Origin of the sequence: Acinetobacter sp. OYA S30, assembly GCF_033599315.1 — a bacterium.
GTDB classification, from domain to species: Bacteria; Pseudomonadota; Gammaproteobacteria; order Pseudomonadales; family Moraxellaceae; genus Acinetobacter; species Acinetobacter baumannii.
Map to the genome: position 1 here is coordinate 71,040 of NZ_JAWVAV010000013.1, position 23,549 is coordinate 94,588.

The following is a 23,549-nucleotide window of genomic DNA, read 5'->3' on the forward strand; positions in this document are numbered from 1 at the left end:
TCATTTCCTATGGCGAAGCGTATTTAAGAAATAGCCGACACCTGAGTGTAGTTTTCAATGTCAAAGCGACGAGTGCGTTGGCGATATTCAAGGGTAAAACCTGGCCAGTTATTGGTATTTTTGCCATCAGCAGTTTGATACCAACTGGTACAGCCTTGCGCCCACACCGTTTTTTTCATTTTTTCCTGAATATTTTGATTAAACTCGTGTTGAATTTCGGCACGAATGTTGGTGAACAGCAGGTTATTTTTCAAAGTAGTGCGCAGTGCATCTAAAATATAATTCACCTGACTTTCAATCATATAGACGATTGAGTTATGCCCGAGGTTGGTATTTGGTCCATACAACATAAAGAAGTTAGGGAATCCGTTTACTGTTAGGCCTAAATAAGCCTCAGCACCATCTTTCCATGTGTCTTTTAATGTACGCCCATCAAGTCCAGTAATTTGCATTGGCGCCATAAATTCAGTCGCCGTAAAACCTGTACCGTAAATAATGGCATCAACTTCACGCAGCTTTCCTTCCGTGTCTAAAATGCCATGTTCAGTAATTTCTTGAATACCTGTATCAATCACATCAACATGAGGTTGGGTCAGCGTTTCATACCAGTGGTTAGAGATTAAAATACGTTTACAACCAATTGGATAGTCCGGCATTAAACGATGGCGTAACTTCCCATCTTTAACAACTTTTCGAATGTGGCGCTGGAATAGTATTCCACCAAAGGCATTTCATTAAGTGAAGTTGTAAAAGCAAGTAGGCGAATTTCATGATGACCATATTGCAAGGCACGGTCTAGACTTTGCAAGATCGGCAGTTTACGGAAAGCTTTTTTCTCTAAAGGTTGGTAAACCCGATCCGGTTTTGGAATAACATAAGGCGCTGAGCGTTGATAAACGTCTAGGTGAGCCACTTGTTTTGCAATTTCAGGTACAAACTGAATCGCGCTTGCGCCTGTGCCAATGACTGCAACACGTTTACCAGTTAAGTCATAGTCATGGTCCCAACGCGCTGAGTGAAATGCCTTACCCTTAAAGTTTTCAATGCCTTTAAGTTTTGGATAGGCTGGGCGGTTAAGTTGGCCTACAGCACCAACCAGAAATTCAGCTTCAAACTGTTCACCAGTTGTACTTTGGATGTGCCATACACCTTGCAGTGCATCAAATTCGGCGCTGGCTATTTCAGTATTAAATTTGGTGTGCGGGCGAAGATCATATTTATCGGCACAGTGACGTAAATATTGATAAATCTCTTGAGATGTCCCGTAGCGATTTTTCCAACCAAGTTCCTGTTCAAAAGAAAAAGAATAAAGATGTGACGGCACATCACATGCAGCGCCCGGATAAGTGTTGTCACGCCAGACACCACCTACATCGGCAGCTTTTTCAAATAGAGTAAATTGTTCAAAACCTGCTTGTTTGAGACGAATGGCAAGTCCTAGACCACCAAAGCCAGTGCCAATAATGGCGATGCGTACATTTTTATTTGAATTAGACGACGAATTAAACATAGGCTGCTCTAAAATCCTTAAAAACAGTGAGCGAAAAAATCGCAATTTCCTGTATGCAGAATAGACGTTTATTAACTTGATTTAGAGGATGGATGAGGACAAAATATTGTGATTCGAGGACATTCTGAGCAATACAGTGAAGTATGCATGGGCATTTGAACGCAGTGTACATAGTGTTCGGTTAATGGCTGATTTCGCGCTGGAATCAGGCATCTCTTATCAGACAATTTTGCAAGGGACTGGGCTTAGCCAACAACAATTACTTGACCCTAATATGGTGGTGACAGGCCATCAGGAATTACAGTTGATTCATAACTTGGTTGAGCAATTAGGAGACAGACCGACATTAGGCTTAGAGGTGGGCACACGCTATCATTTCACCACATTTGGGCCATTAGGCATGGCTCTGATGAGTAGTGCGAGCATTCGTGAAGCACTTGATCTGGCTTTAACCTATTTTACTTTAACCTTTGCTTTTACCCGCTTTGATGTGTCGGATACACCACAAGGAATCCGTATCGAAATTGATGAGCAAGATATTCCATCTTCAGTGCGTCAATTCATTATTGAACGCGATGCCGCTGCACTCATTACGGTACAGCGAGATTTGGTACAGGATAATTTTTGCCAATATTTGGCTTTTTCTTTCCAACCCAAAGGTGATGCCGAGCCTTATCGGAATTTATTTGGGGTCATGCCAGAATTTGGTGCAGCTAAAAGTTTTGTGATTCTTGATCCGCAAAAAGTAGATCAAAAGCTACTTATGGCGAATGAGTTGGTTCTGCACACTGCAGAAGAACAATGTCGTCAAATATTAGAAAAGCGCCAATCACAAAATAAATTTACAACCTTAGTGCAACAGCAGCTGATGAGTATGCGTGGGGAAATGCCATCTATGGATATAGTGGCTGATCGACTGCATTTAAATATAAGAACCCTGCGCCGTCACTTGGCATCGGAAGGAATGACTTTTATCCAGATTCGTGAAGAGGTTAGACAGGTCTTAGCAGAGCAATATTTGGCATTACCAAAAGCTTCTGTTGAGCAAATTGCCGAATGGTTAGGTTATGCCGAACCTGCCAGTTTTATTCATGCTTATAAAAGATGGCATGGGAAAACACCTCATGCCATGCGGTTAAATAGCCAATAGTCAAAGTATCTTTATTTCTTTAAACGCAAATGTAGCAAACGTGTTGCCGATGTATGGCGTATATTGTCGGCACGGTTATAAAAATAACGTTCAGTAATAGCTTCACCAGACAAGTCTTCGACTACTTCAAAACCCATTTTTTCAACCGCCTGATGTAAATCTGAAGGTTTAAATTGACCTAGTAAAGGTTCTTTCAGCAAATGGGTAAACTGTGCAACGCCCATACTCCCGAGTCGCTCAATACCTTTTAATTCCTGAAAATCGGTCGAATAGTCGAGTACCACTTCGCTGCCGTTTGCAGCAAATTCAGCAATACTTTTTAAAGTTTGCAGCGTAGTTTCCGGCTTTAAATAATGAGTGGTGCCCAGCCAAGAAAAGAAAGCCGGAGCTTTTCGTATATAGCGACTTCGGGCAAGCGCCTCAGAGATAGATTCTTTCTCAAAGTTAATAGAAACAAATTCAACAGTAGAAGGGAGTTCGCCTAATTTTTTGAGTTTAGATTGTTTGGCAGTCTGAGTATCAGGATGGTCAACCTCAAAAATTTTTAAAGTTGGATAATACTGTGATTTTCGGAGCACAAAAGAGTCTAAACCCGCTCCAACCAAAACATATTGCTCAATATTGTGTTGAACAGCTTGATTAAGTAAGTCCTCGGCATAACGTGATCGACCGACAACCTGCCCACTCAATAAACCTAAGGTACGGTTTAAAATGGGTGAATTCATTAATTTAACAATGAGTGGTATAGATAAAAGCTTTTTCCAACCTTTACTGGTCATTTCAAAAGCATAGGGATCTGAAAATACAGGGTTTGTCGTATTTTTAAAGTGATTCGCACGTAAAGCAGCAGCGGCTTCGGCAGTACGACTTGATTGACCTTCTTTCATCTTTAACCTGTTCTTTTATTTCTTGAAGATTGAATGAAGAAGGCAGTGTATTTCATGAAAATCTAAAATACACTGCCCATTCCTTACAACTGATTTGGTCAAATTTACAAATTAATGTGTCTTTGACATTTGATATGTAACTTCATAATCCTTCAAATCTAGTTTTTTCAAACGTTGTTTAAGCTTTTTCAATGACCACGGCCATGCTGCAAAGTTGCGACCGTTAGCGTCAAGGTAATAACTCTTACAGCCACCACTATTGAATACAGTTGTTTGTAAGTGTTTTTGCACTAAGTCATTGTGCTTTTTAATCACATCAGCCTTAACATTTAACTTGCTAATTCCTTTGTTTTTAATTTTTAGCAAGCCATCTACGATATAGTCGAGCTGTGCTTCTGCCAAACCAATAAATGAGTCATAAACCAGTACGTTTGGTCCCAATACTAAGAATGCATTTGGTACATTTTCAATGTTGGTTCCTAAGTAAGCTTCCGGTGAACTATTTTTCCACAAATCATTTAAACGTTGGCCTTTTTCATTAAACACACGTTTGCCGATTGGTGGGTGAGATACTTCAAAACCTGTGCCCCAAATAATCACATCAACTTCATGGCGTTCGCCATTAGCTGCAATCACCGTATTGCCTTCGACTTTAACCAGGCCATGTGGAATAAGCGTGGTATTTGGTGCTTGTAGTGCAGGGTAGTAATTGTTAGCAAACAAAATACGTTTACAGCCAATATCAAAATTAGGCGTTACGTTTTTACGTAACTCAGGGTCTGCAATTTGAAGTTTAAGTAATTGCTTGCCGAGTACATTTACTGGTTTTAGTGCAAGTGGGTTACGTAAACCAAAATTAATCGCATTGAGGGTTAGCGCTACACTTTTACGCCAACTTGCCTGAATCGCTGGATATTTGGCAATAATTGATTTACTAAACTCACCCAAATCCGTATCCGGTTTTGGCAGTACCCAAGGAGCCGTACGTTGGAACACAAATAGCTCTTTGGCTTTAGGTTGAATTTGGGGCACAAACTGGATGGCAGATGCACCTGTACCAATTACAGCAATGCGTTTTCCAGTTAAGTCATAATCATGGTTCCATTTCGCTGAATGGAACATTTCACCTGTAAAGGTATCCAAACCTTCAAGACGTGGAATCTGGGCTTCGGTAATTGGGCCTGTTGCAAAAATAACAGTTCGCGATAGATATTGACCAGTAGTTGTATCAAGTACCCACAAATGGCGTGATTCATCCCAAGCAGCATTGAGTAGTTCGTTGTTAAACTCAATTTTAGACGTGATATTAAACTCGTTACTTACATCTTCTAAGTAACTTAAGATTTCCGGCTGACGTGCAAATAAGTGACTCCATTTTGCACTAGGCGCAAACGAATAAGAATACAAAGCCGACGGTACATCGCAGCCACAGCCCGGATAGGTGTTTTCACGCCAAGTGCCACCCACACGTCCTGCTTTTTCAATAATTTTATAGTTGGTATAGCCAACTTGGTCGAGACGAATCGCTGCGGCGATACCGGAAATTCCAGCCCCGACAATAAAGGTATCGTAAATATGGTTAGGTGAATTGACAGCTTTTTTTGCTGATGCATTTGTTTTCATTTGAGCAGTCATATGGGTACTACCTATAAAATTTCTTATTTAAATAATTTGTAAGAGGTACCAAGAAACTTGGTATACAAACTTGGTGATGCACGTTTCATCAGCCAGAACAACTTCGCATCGATTTGAGGAATGGTATAAAGCTCATCCTGATCAAGACGGTTAAGTGTGAGTTCGGCTACATCATCACTTGTGGTGAGTGCGTAGTTCATGAGCGCATGGTCTGCAAGTTTTGAATAACGGCCCGGAATACGACCATTTTTAATGATATTGGTAGGCACCAAAGTCGGGCAGAGCACATTGACTTTAATGTTGAATTTGCGAAGTTCAGCCGAAAGTGTTTCAGACAACGCACGGACTCCAGCTTTCGTTACGTTATAGGCAGTCATTTCTGGTGCTGCGGTATAAGACGCCGCAGAAGCTACATTAATAATTGCGCCGTAACCTAGTTTTTTGAACTTTGGCACAAATGCATGACAACCATGAATAACACCCCATAGGTTAATATTCATGACCCAGTTCCAGTCTTCTAGGCTGAGTTCGTCAAACTTACCGCCCAAACCTACACCCGCATTATTAATGACAAGGGTGACCGGATGACTAAGTAAAATTTCAGCAGTTTCAGCCAAATTTGTGACATGTTCAGGGTTGCCTACGTCACAATGCATTGCAAATGCTTTTGCACCCTGTTGTTCAAGCAATGTTACAGTTTCTTCAGCAGCTTCTAAATTAATATCTGCGCAGACTACGCTGCCACCACGTTTTGCCAGTTCAATTGCAAAACTTCGTCCAATTCCGCTGCCCGCACCCGTCACGACGGCATAAGCTTTTTGGCTTGGTTTAACTTTCTTTTTGCCAAATAAAATCATGATTCATCCCGAAATAGATTTAAGGAAAACCAGCCATTAAGTAATGGCTGGTTGCAAGCCAGTTATGACAAGCGTACAGGTGGGGTAAATTCCTTCACAAAGTAAGGTGCAATCGCGCCGCCTTCTTTGAGTAATTTGTCTTTGTAGTACTCCAGATATTCGGTCGTGTCATGGTCATTTGGATGGAAGTCAGGACGTAAATAATCGAAAATCTGGCCAATGGTGCTACCGAATACACCATCTTTTGGACCAAAAATAAGTCCTACACCACGGCGCGCGTCTTTCCAGAATTTTCTAGTCAACATTTCCTGCGGTTTTCTTAAAACCGGAATAAACAAGGTAGTTGCTGGGATTAAACCTAAAATAGTAAAGAAAGCTAAGAAGAAGCCAGAAGCTCGTAGTGGGTAGCTACCATTGAGTAATTGATATACATCATAAGCAATATCTTTATGCTCAGATTCTTCAAGCATATGCCACATCCATAAAGCACGGCTTTTTGCATCATCTGAATAGTAGAAATTCTTTTCGTGCTTCATCATGTATTCGGCAAGTACCGCAGTAAAATGCTCAATACCAGCCATCATCGATAATTTAAGCGGTTGCGGAAATTTCAAAAACACATATTTAAAGAAGTTTTCGCCCAAGAAACGGTATAAATCGACAGGGTATTCAACATCTTTAAGTGCATCGTTATATTCATTGTGCAACTTAGAGTGAATTGCCTCTTGTCCAATCAATGAAGTAACACGCTGTTTTAAAACTGGGTCTTGAATAAATTCACGGTGATGACGAGCTGTTTCAATCACCAGATCTTCACCATAAGTCAGAAATACTGAAAGCGTAGCAAAAAACATCGTGGCAAATTGATTGTTCATATAGAATTCAACATCAATCTCTTTACCTTCAAATCCGATATTTAAATGACGGATTGGGATGGATTTTTTACTGGCAAAATCCGGTAACTCGATTTCACGGTAAAATTTAATTTTGTTTAGTGATTTTTTAACTGTGGTCGAGATCATGGTGACACCTTCAGATCAATCAGTGATAGTGCGGCTACGTCGAAAACCAAAAGCTTTGATTTGCAACAGGACACTGTAAATTCCATTTTCAAAAAGCAGTTTTCTCTGCTTACTGACTACGGTGATGTTGCTCCGTTATTTGTGTGATTATTTGACTGAATAACGGGAAAAAGAGGAAAGTTCAGTAAAACGGCTCAACCTCTTTTTAGATTTTTTCATGTTAATCTGAGTTTATGTTCGGATTCAATTCGGGTAACTTTTCAAGTTTCTAAACCTAAAGTTTCATGTTTTTATAAAATAAAAAATTAGTTTTAAAGTTTATTAATATATTGATTTTTATTTAAATATTTTAATGTGATTAAAAAGAAATACTCAAACATAAAAGAACTTATAACTGTGTTTCATTGTAGTTTTAAAAGAAATATTTCATGAAAGTTGACAACTATTCGGATTTTGTTTTTTTTATTAGGGTAGGGCTAAATTACATGCTAATCTGAGTTTATGTTCGGATTATTTATAAGAAAATATGTCTACGCGAAAGCCCCGTCAGGCACGAGCCAAAGTCACTGTCGATACCATTATTGAAGCAGGTTTTATTGCTGTAGCATTGCATGGACCAAGTGGTACCACTACACGTCATATTGCAGAAATTGCAGGGGTGAGTGTGGGGTCACTCTATGAGTATTTTAAAAACAAAGAAGAAATTTATGATGCGATGAATCACTACTTTGTGAGTGAAATTCTCGACATGATTAAAGAGCTAACTCCTACAATTTTAGAGTTGGAGTTAGAACCTGTTATTGAAATGATTTTTTATACGTTCAGTGATTTATTAAAGAAAAATAATGACCGTTACTTAACCGTTTTACGTTATGCAGGTGAGTTGCAATACGATAAATATATTCCAAAAATTGAACAGGCTTTAATGGAAGTCATCATGAAGTATATGATGCATAATCCTAAATATTTAAAAATTAATAACTTACCTGTAATTACCTATATTTGTATTAATAGCGGTATTTTTAATGTTGCAAGACATCTTATTTTACCCAACCCATTTATTAGTTTTGATGAAATGGTGCAGGGGCTAACCACTATGATTATGAGTTATATCAATACTGAAATGGCACGCTCAGAAGATCAATCATAATTTTTAGTTTTTCAAATGTGATAAAAAACACCTGCGTATACTTCTACGCAGGTGTTTTTACTATTTATGGCATGGTTGGAATTTCTTCCGGACGCATATCAAAAATCAGAATTTCAGCATTGTCACCATTGGTAAATGATAACTTGCCTCCATCACGAATACGCGCAGCATCACCTGTATTAAAGGTTTTACCGTTTACATCAATACGGCCTTTTGCCACATGTAGGTAAACATAACGACCTTCAGGAATTGCAAACTCTGCTGTTTCTTCACCATCAAAAAGACCTGAATAAATATTAATATCTTGTTTGATGGATAAAGTTTTTTCGCCACCTTTTGGTGAAATCATCAAGTGCAATTTGCCGCGTTTGTCTTCCTCGGAAATATGCAATTGTTGATAGCCCGGTGTTGTGTTCACTTCATTTGGAACTACCCAAATTTGCAAGAAGTGCACGTTTTCTTGAGCAGAGTGATTAAATTCACTATGTGCAACCCCACGGCCTGCGCTCATTAACTGAATATCACCAGGCACAATAACCGAACCTGTACCCATTGAATCTTTATGTTCTAACGCACCTTCAAGCACATAAGAAATAATTTCCATGTTACGGTGAGGGTGAGTACCAAAGCCTTTTGATGGAGCAACTGTATCGTCATTAATTACAAGTAAATCTGAAAAACCAACTTGTTTCGGGTCCCAATAATTTGCAAATGAAAACGTGTGTTTTGACTGTAACCAGCCATGATGTGCTGCACCACGCTCATGAGATAAACGCATATCAAACATGATTTATTATCCTCATTCAATTTTTTTCTCTGAATGCAGTTTATCGTTTTCATTTGTGCAATAAAGCTCTGAAAATAGAAAGCTTAGTGTGATTTTTGGAACGCTGAAATATTGAAATAAGATTTCTATCGAAGTAGGCATAATATTTCATTTTTTATCTTTTAAAGCCATATTTTTATCATTTTAGGACAAATGTATTTTATTTAAATTATTATGAATAATAGTTAGTTATATAAGTTCTTTGAAATTATCAAAAATATTTAAGTTGGCAAAAAGTTTCAATGTGGGTTGGCTTTTTTTGTCCTTGTTCGAGAGTTATATCAAGCGCACTATTTAATCTGATTTGGTGAACTTAACAATATTTAAGTTCATAAAACATGGCAAGGCAGATGTATTCGAGCAAATTTTTGTTCTAGAGCAGTTAAAGATTGCAAGAAATAATCCAAAGACAACTTTAACTGTTTGATTCGACGCTGCCTTGTATTTAACAAATTTTATAGGGTGTCGAAAATGGTCGCTCAAGCTATCCGAAATATTATTTCTCCTAAATCAGTTATAGCTCAGTATCAAAAGATAGATTTCTCAAATAAAGGAACTATCCCAATTCGCCATTTAAATATCGGGTTTGATGGTAAAGAAATTGATATCGAGTTTTACGTCAACAACCAGTTTGCAACTTTGTTTTTTGCAACGCTTTCGGTTTTTTTGACCTATGGTGAAGATCTGGTGATTGAAACAGCTCGTCACCACCGTGAATTTATTCAAGATCCGATTTTAAAACAGCGTGTTACATCGCTGATTGGTCAAGAAGCTATCCATTCAAAATTGCATAATGAGTTCAATGATGCAATTAAAGAGCTGGAATATCCGGTCGATTTTTATCGTTTCTTGGGTGAGAACTTCTTTAAATATGTGTTCTTAAAATTCCCGCAGCCATTAAAGCTTTCACTCATGGCGGGTATTGAACATTTTACGGCGGTACTTGCCGAATACATGATGAAGCATGAAAAGAATTTCTATTATACCGACGATGCCAAAAGTCGTGCCTTATGGATGTGGCATATGCTTGAAGAATCTGAGCATAAAGATATTGCTTATGACGTCTATCAGGTTTTAAACGGTAATTATCCGTTACGGGCAACGGGCTTTTTAATGGCTTTCATTACCATTTTAGGGCTTATTCCAACAGCAACTTTATTTGTACCTCTACTGCGTAAGCCAAAAGAACTGTTGACCAGAAAATTTTGGAAAGATGCACGTCGTGGCGTCAACTTAATTTTTAGTCCAAAAGATGGCGTATTTGGTAGCACCATTGGTCAGATTTTTGATTACTTACGTCCAGACTTCCATCCAAATGACCATGATACGACTGAATATCTGGAGTACTACAAAAAGAAATTACTTAACGAGGGCGGTGCAATTGCGCCTTACTTTGTGAAGGAATTTACACCACCAGTTCGTGCAGTTTCATAAGCCTATTGGTCATGGCAGTAATATGACAATTACTGCCGTCTCCCTAAAATTTTTTAGGATTTACTATGATTTTATTTGGTAAGAAAGACCAGCCGAGCCGAAACGCATATGCGGTCGTAACTGGGGCAGGCAGTGGGATTGGACGAAGCTTTGCAGTTGAACTGGCAAAACGTGGTGGCAGCGTAGTCTGCGCAGATATTAATTTAGAAGCTGCTGAAGAAACCGTAAAGTTAATTGAACAGTTGGGACAAAAAGCATTTGCTGTACAGTGCGATGTTGGGCAAGCAGAACAAGTACAGACTTTGGCTGATCAAGCAGAGCAGTTACTTGATCATCCGGTAACACTCATCATTAATAATGCTGGCGTAGGTCTAGGTGGCAAATTTGATGAAATGAGTTTGGAAGACTGGAAATGGTGTATGCATGTAAATCTGTGGGGTGTTATTCATGGTTGTCATGCATTTGTGCCAAAGTTCAAAAAACTAGGTTACGGTGCAATCATTAATGTGGCTTCTGCCGCGTCGTATACCGCAGCACCAGAAATGAGTGTCTACAATGTAACGAAAGCGGGTGTTTTAGCATTATCCGAAACCCTTTCAGCCGAGCTTCGCAAATTCAATATTAAAGTCAATGTACTTTGCCCGACTTTGGTGCCAACCAATATCATTAAAAATGGTCGTATTCCGGGGCGTTATTCCAAGCTTGCAAACCATGCACTCATGAACTATGCCATGACGACCAGCGATGCAGTTGCAACTTTAACATTGAATCGATTAGATCGTGGGCAGCTCTACACCACGCCACAGATCGACGCCAAATTATTCTGGCTTATGAAAAGGACATCTCCAACGCTATATGCAAAGTTCCTTGGGCTTTCGTATCAGTTATTTAAATAAAATTTTGTATAGGCAGAAAAATTATGGTCACTAAACCTAGAACAAATACACGCACCCGTAAAACCCAAGAAGTTGCACATATTTATGACACTTTTATTGTCGGTGCGGGTATTTCTGGTCTTGCTGCTGCAATTAAGCTAAATGAAGCAGGCCTAACTAATTTTAAAATTATTGAAAAAGCAAGCCGCGTTGGTGGTACTTGGCGTGAAAATACCTATCCGGGCTGTGGTTGTGATGTACCTTCGGCTCTATACTCTTACTCGTTTGCTCCAAGTGCAAAATGGAGCCATTTATTTGCACGTCAGCCGGAAATTTTAAGTTATTTAGAAGATGTTAGTCGTGAGTTTGATATAGAGTCCTTAATTGAATTCAATACCGAACTATTAAAAGCGGAATGGGACAATGTAAAAAATGTCTGGAAACTAGAGACAAGCTCTGGTTTATATATTACTAAAACAGTTCTATTTGCTACAGGCCCAATTACTGAGGCGCAGATTCCACGCCTTGAAGGTTTAGATACCTTTACTGGTGAAATGTTCCATTCGGCGAAATGGAACCATGATTATGACTTAACTGGAAAACGTATTGCTGTGATTGGTACTGGTGCATCTGCCATCCAGTTTGTGCCCCAAATTCAACCTAAAGCCAAAGAACTGTTTGTATTCCAACGTACAGCCCCTTGGGTGCTGCCAAAACCGGATACGGATTTGGGTGAGTTGAGTAAATCAATTATTGCCAAATATCCAGCGATTCAGGCAAGTTGGCGCCAGACTGTAGCAGGCGCCTTAAATGTCATCAATTTTGGCTTACGCAACCCAAAAGCATTAAAACCTGTCAATTTTGCTGCGAAACAACTGTTAAAGTTACAAATTAAAGATCCGGTTTTACGTAAAAACGTAACACCTAATTTTGATATTGGCTGTAAACGTATTTTATTTGCCAATAACTACTATCCAGCATTACAAGCACCGAATACCACACTTATTCCACATGGCCTGGTTAAAGTCGAAGGCAATACGGTGATTGCAGCTAATGGCGAACGCCACGAAGTAGATGTGATTATTTGGGGCACTGGATTTGAAGTGTCTCATCCACCCATTGGTAAACGGGTACATAACGAAAAAGGGGAATGTCTGGCAGAACTCTGGAAAGACTCCTCACCGGAAGCTTACTTAGGAACCAATATTGAAAATGTACCGAACGCATTTCTTATGCTAGGGCCAAATGTCTTGGTCTATGACTCATTCATTGGTCTTGCTGAAGCCCAACTGCAATATATTGTAGATGGTTTATTGCAAATGAAAGCGAAAGGTATTGCTAAACTTTCTGTAAAATCAGAAATAATTAAAAAGCATAATGAGCTTGTACAAAAGCATTTACAAACCACAGTATTCAATAGTGGTGGTTGTAAGAGTTATTACCTTGATGCAAATGGTCGTAACTTTGCAGCATGGCCATGGTCATTGAAAAAGCTTAAACAGCGTTTACATCATTTAAATTTAGAAGAATACGATGTCATCTATGAAGCTGATCTTGTAAAAGTAAAACCTAAAGTTGAAGAAGTCGCAGGTTAATTAATTTATAAAAGCCCACTTTATTGATGAAGGTGGGCTTTTTACTATTAAATAATGAAAGAAATATATGAAAATTCAATAAATAATATAATGAAGTTAAAGTAAACGATAAATTTAAATATACTTAAAAATAAAAATGGGCCAAGCAGTCTATATAATTTTCATTTAAAATAATATAGCTATTTTTAAAAATGAATTTTTAAGTGAAAAGTTTTCTTTTTAATCAATTTTTTAAATTGTATATTGGAAAACATTTTTATATCAATAACTTGTGTAGTTGATAATTATTGTAAATAAATGTGAAAGTATTCACAACCTTATTTTTTTTTGTTAAGATCATTAACATTAAAAACATAGAGATAATAATAATGATCAATAAAGTATTAATAGTGTTATGCGTGAGTATTGTATTTGTATTAGGGTATTGGGCATATTTAGATACCCAAAATAAAAGACATCAAGAGCTCATGAGGATCATTCAAGAAGCTGAAAAAAATTTGCAGACCATCGAACGTAATCCTAACCGTGTTAGTCATAGCAATTTAGCTTCATATAATTTGCAAAAATATATCAGTGATAAAAAAGTTTTTTTCTAAGCACAGTGGCGATTGTGATTTGCTTTAAAAAGTGTGCCATTGATCATATCTTTTCATAAATTTTGATCATGTTGCTGTTGAATCTGTTAAACTTATTGAACGTATAGTAAAAAAGCTGCATAGGGGTTATGCAGCTTTTTTGTGTTTCAAGAGGGGCTGTGGCTATTTTCTGTGTATGACAGCAGAAATCAAATGAGTGGCATATTTGTTGCTTCGTCTATTTAAGATTTTTGTCTAGAGATCTGAACAGAAAAACAAGATTGCTCAGATACCTACATAGAAGTACATATTCCACAGCTCAGATTTTGCATAGAGGCTACTTATGGCGGCGCCCAATTCTTCGGCAGGGTGGTTAGAGCGTTTATTTAAGTTAAGCGACAATAAAACCACGTTTCGAACAGAAGTTCTTGCTGGTGTAACTACATTTTTAACAATGTGCTACATCATCATTGTCAATCCACTCATTTTATCTGAAACCGGCATGGATCATGGCGCCGTATTCGTTGCGACCTGTTTGGCAGCAGCAATCGGTTGCTTAGTGATGGGTATTATTGCTAATTATCCAATCGCCTTGGCACCCGGTATGGGGCTTAATGCTTATTTTACCTATTCGGTTTGTATGGGTATGGGAGTGCCATGGCAGACAGCTTTAGCTGCTGTTTTTGTTTCAGGTGTGGTATTCCTTGCGATTAGTTTCTTTAAAATTCGTGAGGCGATTGTCAATGCAATCCCGATGTCGCTTAAATTTGCGATAGGTGGCGGTATTGGTTTATTCCTTGCGCTCATTGCGTTAAAAAATGCCGGAATTATTGTCGCGAACCAAGCAACATTGGTCGGTTTGGGCGATATTAAACAACCTACTGTATTATTAGCTTTATTTGGCTTTTTACTTATCGTAATTTTGCATCAGCTTAAAGTCCGCGGTGCGATTATTATTAGTATTTTAGTCGTTACAGCAATTGCCACAGCTTTAGGTCTAAATGAATTTAAGGGTGTGGTTGGTGAAATTCCTTCAATTGCGCCAACATTCATGCAAATGGACTTTGAAGGGTTGTTTACCGCAAGTATGGTTGGTGTCATCTTTGTATTCTTTATTGTTGACTTGTTTGACAGTACGGGTACTTTGGTTGGCGTTTCACACCGTGCGGGCCTTTTACAAGACGGTAAATTGCCACGTTTGAAAAAAGCGCTATTTGCTGACTCTACTGCAATCGTTGCTGGTGCTGCATTAGGTACCTCATCAACTACGCCATATATTGAATCGGCTTCAGGTGTAGCAGCAGGTGGACGTACAGGTTTAACCGCGGTAGTTGTCGCTTTCTTATTTATTTGCTGTTTATTCTTGGCACCTCTTGCTCAATCTGTGCCGGGTTTTGCAACAGCACCCGCTTTATTGTTCATTGGTGTATTGATGATCCAAGGGATCACTCACATCGATTGGGATGATATTACAGAAGCTGTACCAGCCTTTTTAACGATTGTATTTATGCCATTTGCTTACTCAATTGCAGATGGTATTGCAATGGGCTTTATCAGCTATGCATTAGTTAAATTATTTACGGGTAAGGCAAAAACTGTTCCATACATGGTGTGGATTATTGCTGCCCTTTGGGTATTTAAATTCATCGCCTTTGGCGGTTAATACGATTGTTTATAATTTCCTTCTAGAACTATTTTAGTGATAGGGATATAAGAAGGAAATTATAGAAGGGTGTGCTTACCACACCCTTTTTTCTTTAGATGTGGAGTTAATATGAATCAAGTAGAGCTGATTCAGGCCTTACCAAAAGCCGAGTTGCATGTGCATATTGAAGGGACCTTTGAACCTGAATTAATGTTTGCCATTGCACAGCGTAATCAGATTCAGATTCCTTACAAATCTGTTGAAGAAGTAAAGCAAGCTTATAACTTTCATAATCTTCAATCATTTTTAGATATTTACTATGCTGGCGCAAATGTTCTTGTTCATGAGCAAGATTTCTACGACTTAGCATGGGCATATTTTGAAAAGTGTGCAGAAGATCGTGTCGTTCATACAGAAATGTTCTTCGATCCGCAAACTCATACTGACCGTGGTATTGCTTTTGCAACGGTGATCAATGGGCTTAAACGTGCATGTGCTGACGCAAAAGCCAAATTTGGTATCAGTTCTCAGCTGATCATGTGTTTCTTACGTCATTTAAGCGAAGAAGCTGCATTTGAAACGCTTGAGCAAGCTTTACCGTTTAAACAAGATATTATCGCTGTAGGACTTGATTCAAGTGAAGTAGGCCATCCACCAGCTAAATTTGAACGTGTTTTTGCTAAAGCGCGTGAAGAAGGCTTCTTAATCGTGGCTCACGCAGGTGAGGAAGGTCCACCTGAATATGTGTGGGAGGCTTTAGACCTGCTCAAAGTAAACCGTATTGACCACGGCGTGCGTTCTGAAGAAGACGAACAATTAATGGCTCGTTTAATTAATGAAAAAATGCCATTAACGGTTTGTCCTTTAAGTAACTTAAAGCTATGTGTTGTTAAGGATATGAGAGATCACAATATCCGCCGTCTTTTACAAAAAGGCGTACACGTGACTGTTAACTCAGATGATCCTTCATATTTCGGTGGTTATATGAATGATAATTTCTTTGCCATTCAACAGGCATTAGATTTAACCAATGATGAGTTGAAGCAACTCGCAATTAACTCTTTTGAAGCCTCTTTCATTTCAGATGAAGAGAAACAAAAGTGGATTTCAGAAATCCAGAAAATCTAAATAAAAAAAACCGCCTGTGATAGGCGGTTTTTTTAACATTGAATTTATTTAGGTTGTTTGGTCATACTGTTTAAAACATTGTCTTTATCTACAAAGTGATGTTTTAAAGCTGCAAGTACATGTCCAACAATAAGTAAACCAGCAAACCATGAAATATAAATATGTAATGGTTTAACAATGGCTAATAACTCAGGATTATCTTGCACCAGGCGTGGAATTTCAAATAAATATAAAACCGGAGCAGGGTGACCAGCACTCCAGCTAAATAAACAGCCAGTGACTGGTAAAGCGACTAAAATCACATACAGTAATAAATGTCCGATGTGAGCTAAAGTTTTCATTGTTGGTGACATCGTGTCAGGCAATTGTGGGGCAGGATGGGTGTAACGCCAAAACAGACGAATGACCACGAGGAAGATAATGGTTGTGGCGATATTCTTATGTAGTGTAATGACATCGCCTTTAAAGCTGCCATCAACGTCATAACTTAGAAAATTTCCACTATAGAAACCAATCACCCAAGCAGTGATAAAAATGATGGCCATGACCCAATGCAGAATCTGTGCAGTACGGGTGTAGTATTGAGAGGTTGAGGCAGGCATAAAAGACCCTTTTTTTTGTCATTCTAGCGCTAGATTTTATGGGAAACTGTTAAATTTGAGAAATGTTGTTCCCGTAACAGAGCGTGCTATAAACAGAACGCTTCAATTTAAAAAAACACGGTTAAGTTGAGCTAGAGATTAAGGGACTTAATTTGCATAAATGCATCAATTTATTTGTTTCTTCTAAGCACAAGTTTAGGCAAAATACGCGCTGCTTACGTTCGATCAAAGGAAAAAAATGATGAAAAAATTGATGCTCGCTGTAGCACCAGTTGTTTTAGCTTTAACTGCATGTGCAACCACTACAGGTACCGGTACTGGCGGTGCTTCTGCACAAACGACAACTCAACAGTTAGGCGTAGCTGCATTAAAAGTTGCTGTTAATGCGAAATGTATTACAGAAATTAATAATGTTGCTGCATGGAAGACAGCAACAAAATATATGACTGCTGAACAGCGTGATAGCATCCAAACGAATGTTTGCGGCTGTGTAAGTGAAAAAGCACCAAATAGTGTGACTGCAGTAGAATTAGCTGCTGCTGCGCTTGACGTGAATGCTCGTGCTACAATCGTAAACCAAGTGGTTTCTAAAACTGTAAATGCTTGTGTGGCAGAAGCTTTACAAAAATAATTGATGTTTTAAGCATTAAAGAAGGCCGATTCTTATAAATCGGCCTCTTTTTCATTGGAGTATACATGTTTGTTGCAGGCGTAGATGAGGCAGGACGAGGCCCATTAGTGGGTTCTGTTGTTGCTGCAGCTGTTATTTTAGATCCGAATAATCCAATTTTAGGTTTAAACGACTCTAAAAAATTAACTGAAAAGAAACGTGAAAAGTTGTTTATTGAAATTCAAGAAAAAGCTTTAGCATGGTCAATAGCAGAAGCTACACATGCAGAAATTGATGAGCTGAATATCTTGCAGGCAACTTTTTTGGCTATGCAACGTGCAGTGGATGGTCTGAAAACACAACCTCAAAAGGTAATTGTAGACGGCAATCAAATTCCCAAAGGAATCATTATTCCTTGCGAGGCGATTGTAGGGGGAGACGCAAGCCATGCTGAGATTAGTGCGGCGAGTATCTTGGCTAAAGTTACGCGTGATCGTCAAATGGCAGAATTAGATCAACAATATCCATTATTTGGTTTTGCCAAACATAAGGGGTATCCAACCAAAGCACACTTTGAAGCCATTGCAGCTCATGGCGTGATTGATCAACACCGTCGTAGTTATGCACCTGTAAAACGCGCATTAGGTCTATAAATTTATATATTCCCAAAAAATTTAAAGCGACTATAAAGTCGCTTTAATTAGGGAGAGAACAACTTCATACTAACGATTGAAGTTTTTCTGTGCATAATTATCATCTTCATATGAAACTTGATAATCTTGATCAAGATGTTGAAGGTGTTCATGCATTGCACGTTCATGTTGAATACGTTGATAAATTTCTTCGCGATGAACAGAAACCTCTTTTGGTGCATTTACACCAATTCGAACTTGGTTTCCTTTGACGCCAAGCACAGTAACACTGACTTGATCCCCAATCATTAATGTTTCCCCGACACGGCGGGTCAGAATCAGCATGTTTATCTCCTTGCTAAACGCTTAAAACTGCAATATTGGTACCCAAATAAAAAGCTCAACCTCAGTTTTCAGTCAGATTCTAACAGAAATATGAGAACAAAGTCATATTTTGATAATCACTGCCAAAAAACTTTCCGTTTAATATAACAGAGCCGCTATAAAAAAAACTATAGCGGCTCTGTGTTTTCTTTGATTATTGTCGGACAAGTAAACATTTTTTAATGAATTCTTGACCGTTCGGTAAAATTAAGCGCGTGCGCTGCTTTCACCATGTTCACGATCTAAACCAAAAGCGGTATGTAAGCAACGAACTGCAAGCTCAAGGTATTTTTCATCAATAATGACAGAAACCTTAATTTCAGATGTTGAAATCATAAGGATGTTAATACCTTCGTCAGCAAGGGCAGTAAACATTTTGCTTGCTACACCCGCATGCGAGCGCATACCTACACCCACGATAGATACTTTAACGATGTCATCGCGTGTTGAAACTTCACGTGCACCAATATTTTTGGCAGTTTCATTTAAGATTTTTTCAGCTTTTGCTAAATCAACACGGTTTACAGTAAACGTGAAATCTGTTGTGCCATCTTCTTCAACATTTTGGACTATCATATCCACTTCAATGTTGGCATCACTTACTGGTGATAAAATTTTAGAAGCAATACCCGGTTCATCAGGTACACCTAAAATTGTTAATTTTGCTTCGTCACGGTTAAAAGCGATACCTGCAATGATTGGCTGTTCCATAGTGTCTTCTGCCTCAGTAGTAATGAGTGTACCTACATTTTCTTTAAATTCGTCGTCAAATGCGCCGTCGTCATCATTATCAAAACTTGATAATACGCGTAAAGGAACTTGATATTTTCCGGCAAATTCTACTGAGCGAATCTGTAAAACTTTAGAACCTAATGATGCCATTTCTAGCATTTCTTCAAAAGAAATACGATCGATTTTCTTCGCTTTAGGGGCAACACGAGGGTCTGTAGTATAAACCCCATCAACGTCAGTATAAATTTGGCATTCATCTGCTTTTAGGGCAGCTGCAATGGCAACACCAGAAGTATCTGAACCGCCACGTCCTAGAGTTGTAGTATTTCCGTTGGCATCGAAGCCTTGGAAGCCTGCAACTACAATAACACGGCCTGCATCTAGGTCATTGGTCATGACATCTGTGTCAATCGACTCAATACGCGCCTTAGTAAATGCACTGTCAGTTTTAATACCGACTTGACGTCCGGTATAGGATTTAGCTTCCACACCAATCGAATTAAGTGCCATAGCTAACATGGAAATCGTCACCTGTTCACCGGTTGAAACCATTTGGTCTAACTCGCGTGGGTCAGGTGTTTCGGTAATGGCTTTAGCGAGGGCAAGTAAGCGGTTTGTTTCACCACTCATTGCAGATACGACCACAACAACCTTGTGACCGTGATCATGCCAACGCTTCACACGACGAGCAACATTTAAAATGCGCTCGGGGGTACCCATAGAAGTACCGCCATATTTTTGAACGATTAATGCCATATCGCCTAAACCCTTATTATTAAACGGGAAAAGTATATTCTTGCTTCCTTGGTTTCATAATATGTACACCATTATGTACATAAATGAAATTGCTGAGTTTATCTAGCAAGCCGTGATTCGGCGGACAGTATATAGTAACGTAAATATGCTAACAATCATTGATCTGGACTAATTTCATCAAGTTTGCTGATTGTTAGCTTCGGTACAACTTATATAGCTTTTTTTAGTTGCTTCTTTTGCTGGCATTCTTCCTCCCACTTCATTACATCAGTAGCGAGGTATCTTTTCATTGTTCCGCCCTCAGAACTTAATGCCGGGGCTGGGAATGGAATCCCCCAAGGTGTGTTAATTTCCCACCGATTAAGTGTGCGTTTAGTAATATGAAACATCTCACACACATTGTTAGATGTCAGATATTTATCCACATTAGCCCTCCTTACTTTCCGCTTTAACTTCTATCTTGATGCCTTCATATGTGCCATCACCACCACAATACAGACAGTGTGTATATATGCCTAAACCATCCCCATCAGGACTAAAGTTTTCAGGTAATGAAACATTTATAAATTCAGTACCGCCAATTGGCTTCGTATGAATATGAGGGGCAAGACCGTAATAAGGGAAAATGCATTCACCGTTCCCGTCATCACAAAAATCACATGTTTTAACTTTTAATCCACTCATCCTTTAGTTCCTCAACTCATTACGTTCTTTCTTCAATTGACGCAAAAGGTTGTGAAGAGTAACGGTTACAGATTTATCTAGACTTTTGGTTGAATGAAACTCTGCTAGTTGAGAAAGCGCTAAACCAAAAATGTGGTATGCAAAAACCTTTGCAGCCTCAGGATTATTTTTGAGAAGCTCCTCGGTACTTGGACAAATGATTTTTTCAAAAATATGAACAGCTACCTGATCGGGAGTGCCTTCAATTCTGCTAGGGTTCAAATTAACTTCTCCAATAACTTTGCTCATCCTTCAGCTCCTGATTCGCTAACACCCAACTTAATGCAACCTTCCTCAGGTAAATCAGCATACCAACAGTAGTATCCTTCACCGTCATAACCATCTTGGAGCCATTTGATGGTCATTTCAGTTTCCATCTGGAATTGATCTTTTTCCCCATCTGGCGCACCAAAATCAAAGGCTTCTTTTAGTTCAGCGCAAGTTAGAGTGACACTAGGGGCGGGAGTATCTGGCACCGTCTCGGCTTTGGCTTTATTCCATAACTGCCAAGCATCATTAGTTACAATATTGAAATAGCCATTCATTGTTTCACTGAATGCTAGGATGTCATTTTTACGAATAGCACTTTCACGTTTAAAAATTTCTGTAGTTTTGAATTGTGATTCAAAAGGGATACGTTCATTACCTGTCATTTAAGCCACCATCTCTGCATATTCTTCTTTAGTCCACTCAACAAACTCTCTATAAAGCTGCTGGGCAGGTTTGTTTAATCGGTTGTGATAGTCGATCGTTATGCGGCGCCAAGCGACTGGTACCGCATAATGCTTGGTTAGAAACATTGCTTGATCCATGCCTTGCCGGACTATTACATAGCCCAGCAATTGCAAGTAGTACATAAAACCAAGCATGTGTTTTTGGCTCACTTTCTTGTACTGATCTTTCATGTTAGAAATCGTCCACTAATAAATAATCAGGGGTAGATTCTTGTTGAGTAGGTGTAGGATTCTCTAATTCATAGCGGCGTTTTCTCACATACCCCATTAGCTTCGGTTGAATCTGCGGATCTCGTGCAGCCACGTCTATTTCCAAAGCATCTAGCGTTGTAAGGTCTGGTGCAGTTTGGATTTGAACCATTAGTGAAGGTGGTTCAGTTGCTTGCGCCTTAGATTTTTCTAGCTCTTCAAGACGTTTGTGAGTGGCGAGAAGGATAGGCTTCATTTGTTCGTCATCCCATGTGCGGGTATAACGATAAACTGCATTTACCTCTTCAGGTGTTTTTGATTCTTTTACACGCTGAAGAAGGGCATCTAATGCCTTCTGATATTCAGGATCTACTTTCGGCTCGTTAGTTTCTGGAATTAATAGATCCTCAGATGTGGTGACATTTGTTTGTTCGGTAATAACAATTGTTGGTTGAGTTTCTGCAGAAATAACTTCAATAGGCTTTTCTGCTTTTGATTTTTTGCCTCTCTGTTTTTTAGGTTCCTCACCAAGACGAATAACACTTAAATCATTGTTGATTTCAATACCGAGTGCTTTTGAAAAAGCTTTTAATTGAAGCTTGGCATTTTCAGCATCACGCTGAACAAAACCACTATTAATTGCTTCAATGAGTGCAGGAGTTTTAAATCCAACGTTATAAATGGAAGGTAAATATGTGTTGATTACAAAAACATTTTGACCTTCTTCATACTCATCAATAGTTAATGGCTTTGTGAATGTAATGCCAGCCAGCTCAATAGTTTCGATTTTGATGCAGAATTCAAAACCCGGTTTACCAAAAATAGAAGCGGGGAATTGATCTAAGTCAGAAAAGTCCAACATGTCTCCAATAGGACGACATAGAACAGTTTTACCTTTTTGAAGAGCTGCAAATGCTTCAGCTGCAGTTAGTAAATTAGTCATGAATAGCTCTCCTTTTAGTGATGTAACGACTGTTGTTGCTGAACTTGCTGAGGATTATTTTTAGGCGCCCAACCCATCTGATCGGCACGTGCTTGGCATGCTCTATTGATACCAGCCTCGTAAGTAGTGCCTTTAAACTTTTTAATCGCAGCATTTAAGATGTTTGTGTCAGGTGCATCTTTAATTGCTTTCAGAGCATCTTGATAAAGTTGGTCTTGAGTACGAGGTGGCTTCTGGTTGCCACCATGAGCGGTTGCCAGATTATTCTGATTTGTATTTTGACCTGCTGGGGTAGAGGCATTTTGCTCTAGATAGGCATAGTCATAGTTGTATAGGTATTTACTTCCATCAAAATTACCGAGGTAAACATCAGCTGCCACACCAACAGCTTTAAACGCTACACCTAGAGCATCGGTTACGGCTTTTTTATAACCCTCATCAATCGCTACTAGTTTGCCTTTGTGAATTTCAGCAATTGCTGAACCACCGTTGCCGAAAAATTCCTCACCCCAAACACCATCAATCTTGGTTTTTACTGCTACTTCAGCAAAAGCCATCATGGTTCCATCTGGTGCAGTTTCAGACCATAAACGCACGTGTCTATAAGTCCAGCCATGACCAACAGGACCAAAGGCCTGAGTCATAGCCATTAAACGCCATTGAGGGTTAATATCTGATTTACCTTTTAAATAACCAATCTCAATCTTTTTAAGAAAATTGGTAGGCGTCTGCTTAACTGCATTCCAGATATGTAAGTTGTCTTTTGAGTTTTCAGTTGTCATTTTTCTTATCCTTATCTTGAGCCAGTGAAGCCACGAGAACGCTTATAGTTTTTGCGGTCATAAGTAGGGATATTTGTTTCACGCAGTTTTATAGCGAGCTGCTTTCTGCGTTGAAAATCGATTTCTTGTGTGAGTTCATTCCAAACTTTTGGATAAGAAGTTTGGAACCTGAA

The 23,549-nt window shown here is 38.9% G+C and carries 25 protein-coding genes and 1 pseudogene; 10 read left to right on the forward strand and 16 right to left on the reverse strand.

Going from position 1 to position 23,549, the window contains the following annotated elements:
• Positions 1-23: 23 nt before the first annotated feature.
• A pseudogene (locus tag R5R67_RS08845) lies at positions 24-1,510 on the reverse strand (flavin-containing monooxygenase).
• Between the two features lie 136 nt (positions 1,511-1,646).
• Between R5R67_RS08845 and R5R67_RS08850 the strand changes: the two are divergent.
• Positions 1,647-2,660, forward strand: coding sequence for an AraC family transcriptional regulator (locus R5R67_RS08850; RefSeq protein ID WP_001984934.1), 1,014 nt, complete (start codon positions 1,647-1,649; stop codon positions 2,658-2,660).
• An 11-nt stretch (positions 2,661-2,671) separates the two neighbouring features.
• Here R5R67_RS08850 and R5R67_RS08855 read toward each other — a convergent pair whose 3' ends face one another.
• The 4 genes from R5R67_RS08855 to R5R67_RS08870 all read right to left on the reverse strand — a co-directional run bounded on the left by R5R67_RS08855 (position 2,672) and on the right by R5R67_RS08870 (position 7,061).
• Entirely contained in the window at positions 2,672-3,547 is an 876-nt protein-coding gene (locus R5R67_RS08855; protein WP_000658002.1) for a class I SAM-dependent methyltransferase, read from the reverse strand.
• Positions 3,548-3,658: 111 nt separating this feature from the next.
• Positions 3,659-5,182 carry a flavin-containing monooxygenase gene (locus tag R5R67_RS08860; RefSeq protein ID WP_000126747.1) on the reverse strand — a complete coding sequence of 508 codons (1,524 nt, stop codon included), beginning with the start codon at positions 5,180-5,182 and terminating at the stop codon, positions 3,659-3,661.
• Between the two features lie 23 nt (positions 5,183-5,205).
• Positions 5,206-6,039, reverse strand: coding sequence for an SDR family NAD(P)-dependent oxidoreductase (locus tag R5R67_RS08865; RefSeq protein ID WP_000600021.1), 834 nt, complete (start codon positions 6,037-6,039; stop codon positions 5,206-5,208).
• A gap of 62 nt (positions 6,040-6,101) precedes the next feature.
• Positions 6,102-7,061 (reverse strand): metal-dependent hydrolase, encoded by a 960-nt coding sequence (locus tag R5R67_RS08870; RefSeq protein ID WP_000626177.1) that lies wholly within the window; start codon positions 7,059-7,061, stop codon positions 6,102-6,104.
• Between the two features lie 526 nt (positions 7,062-7,587).
• Here R5R67_RS08870 and R5R67_RS08875 point away from each other — a divergent pair.
• The gene (locus R5R67_RS08875) at positions 7,588-8,211 is read left to right on the forward strand and encodes a TetR/AcrR family transcriptional regulator (RefSeq protein WP_000107496.1); all 624 of its coding nucleotides are present in this window, start codon (positions 7,588-7,590) and stop codon (positions 8,209-8,211) included.
• A 64-nt stretch (positions 8,212-8,275) separates the two neighbouring features.
• Here the strand turns inward: R5R67_RS08875 and R5R67_RS08880 are convergent, their stop codons facing one another.
• The gene (locus R5R67_RS08880) at positions 8,276-8,998 is read right to left on the reverse strand and encodes a pirin family protein (RefSeq protein WP_000459994.1); all 723 of its coding nucleotides are present in this window, start codon (positions 8,996-8,998) and stop codon (positions 8,276-8,278) included.
• A 510-nt stretch (positions 8,999-9,508) separates the two neighbouring features.
• On the opposite strand from R5R67_RS08880, the gene R5R67_RS08885 reads away from it, so the two are divergent.
• The 6 genes from R5R67_RS08885 to R5R67_RS08910 all read left to right on the forward strand — a co-directional run bounded on the left by R5R67_RS08885 (position 9,509) and on the right by R5R67_RS08910 (position 16,289).
• On the forward strand, positions 9,509-10,471 hold the full coding sequence (locus tag R5R67_RS08885; protein ID WP_000226456.1) for a metal-dependent hydrolase: 963 nt from the start codon (positions 9,509-9,511) through the stop codon (positions 10,469-10,471).
• 65 nt (positions 10,472-10,536) lie between these two features.
• Positions 10,537-11,367 (forward strand): SDR family NAD(P)-dependent oxidoreductase, encoded by an 831-nt coding sequence (locus tag R5R67_RS08890; RefSeq protein ID WP_000599997.1) that lies wholly within the window; start codon positions 10,537-10,539, stop codon positions 11,365-11,367.
• 23 nt (positions 11,368-11,390) lie between these two features.
• Complete coding sequence (locus R5R67_RS08895; RefSeq protein WP_000256762.1) at positions 11,391-12,941, forward strand: flavin-containing monooxygenase; 1,551 nt, start codon at positions 11,391-11,393, stop codon at positions 12,939-12,941.
• Between the two features lie 368 nt (positions 12,942-13,309).
• Positions 13,310-13,537 carry a hypothetical protein gene (locus tag R5R67_RS08900; RefSeq protein WP_000608974.1) on the forward strand — a complete coding sequence of 76 codons (228 nt, stop codon included), beginning with the start codon at positions 13,310-13,312 and terminating at the stop codon, positions 13,535-13,537.
• 322 nt (positions 13,538-13,859) lie between these two features.
• Positions 13,860-15,179 carry an NCS2 family permease gene (locus R5R67_RS08905; RefSeq protein WP_000729980.1) on the forward strand — a complete coding sequence of 440 codons (1,320 nt, stop codon included), beginning with the start codon at positions 13,860-13,862 and terminating at the stop codon, positions 15,177-15,179.
• 111 nt (positions 15,180-15,290) lie between these two features.
• Positions 15,291-16,289, forward strand: a complete 999-nt coding sequence (locus tag R5R67_RS08910; protein WP_001077407.1) for an adenosine deaminase — start codon at positions 15,291-15,293, stop codon at positions 16,287-16,289.
• A gap of 44 nt (positions 16,290-16,333) precedes the next feature.
• Here R5R67_RS08910 and R5R67_RS08915 read toward each other — a convergent pair whose 3' ends face one another.
• Positions 16,334-16,891, reverse strand: coding sequence for a cytochrome b (locus R5R67_RS08915; RefSeq protein WP_001111768.1), 558 nt, complete (start codon positions 16,889-16,891; stop codon positions 16,334-16,336).
• 241 nt (positions 16,892-17,132) lie between these two features.
• Here R5R67_RS08915 and R5R67_RS08920 point away from each other — a divergent pair, with 241 nt between their 5' ends.
• Entirely contained in the window at positions 17,133-17,522 is a 390-nt protein-coding gene (locus R5R67_RS08920) for a hypothetical protein (protein WP_000735756.1), read from the forward strand.
• 65 nt (positions 17,523-17,587) lie between these two features.
• A complete protein-coding gene (gene rnhB / locus R5R67_RS08925) occupies positions 17,588-18,154 on the forward strand; it encodes a ribonuclease HII (RefSeq protein WP_000495832.1) in 567 nt (188 codons plus the stop codon).
• A gap of 69 nt (positions 18,155-18,223) precedes the next feature.
• Here the strand turns inward: rnhB and csrA are convergent, their stop codons facing one another.
• The 9 genes from csrA to R5R67_RS08970 form a co-directional block, all read right to left on the reverse strand.
• On the reverse strand, positions 18,224-18,478 hold the full coding sequence (csrA, locus tag R5R67_RS08930; RefSeq protein WP_000906487.1) for a carbon storage regulator CsrA: 255 nt from the start codon (positions 18,476-18,478) through the stop codon (positions 18,224-18,226).
• Between the two features lie 246 nt (positions 18,479-18,724).
• Positions 18,725-20,005: an aspartate kinase gene (locus R5R67_RS08935; protein ID WP_001185176.1), complete on the reverse strand. Its 1,281-nt coding sequence runs from the start codon at positions 20,003-20,005 to the stop codon at positions 18,725-18,727.
• A 209-nt stretch (positions 20,006-20,214) separates the two neighbouring features.
• The gene (locus R5R67_RS08940) at positions 20,215-20,430 is read right to left on the reverse strand and encodes a hypothetical protein (RefSeq protein WP_000362184.1); all 216 of its coding nucleotides are present in this window, start codon (positions 20,428-20,430) and stop codon (positions 20,215-20,217) included.
• Between the two features lies 1 nt (position 20,431).
• A complete protein-coding gene (locus tag R5R67_RS08945; RefSeq protein ID WP_058222084.1) occupies positions 20,432-20,689 on the reverse strand; it encodes a hypothetical protein in 258 nt (85 codons plus the stop codon).
• 3 nt (positions 20,690-20,692) lie between these two features.
• Positions 20,693-20,977: a hypothetical protein gene (locus tag R5R67_RS08950; protein ID WP_058222083.1), complete on the reverse strand. Its 285-nt coding sequence runs from the start codon at positions 20,975-20,977 to the stop codon at positions 20,693-20,695.
• Positions 20,974-21,381, reverse strand: a complete 408-nt coding sequence (locus R5R67_RS08955; RefSeq protein WP_058222082.1) for a hypothetical protein — start codon at positions 21,379-21,381, stop codon at positions 20,974-20,976. The genes R5R67_RS08950 and R5R67_RS08955 overlap by 4 nt, the downstream gene beginning before the upstream one ends.
• Positions 21,382-21,633 (reverse strand): hypothetical protein, encoded by a 252-nt coding sequence (locus R5R67_RS08960; RefSeq protein ID WP_000654848.1) that lies wholly within the window; start codon positions 21,631-21,633, stop codon positions 21,382-21,384.
• A 1-nt stretch (position 21,634) separates the two neighbouring features.
• Positions 21,635-22,594 carry a hypothetical protein gene (locus R5R67_RS08965; protein WP_058222081.1) on the reverse strand — a complete coding sequence of 320 codons (960 nt, stop codon included), beginning with the start codon at positions 22,592-22,594 and terminating at the stop codon, positions 21,635-21,637.
• A 14-nt stretch (positions 22,595-22,608) separates the two neighbouring features.
• Positions 22,609-23,376 carry a hypothetical protein gene (locus tag R5R67_RS08970; protein WP_002085557.1) on the reverse strand — a complete coding sequence of 256 codons (768 nt, stop codon included), beginning with the start codon at positions 23,374-23,376 and terminating at the stop codon, positions 22,609-22,611.
• Between the last annotated feature and the right edge of the window lie 173 nt (positions 23,377-23,549).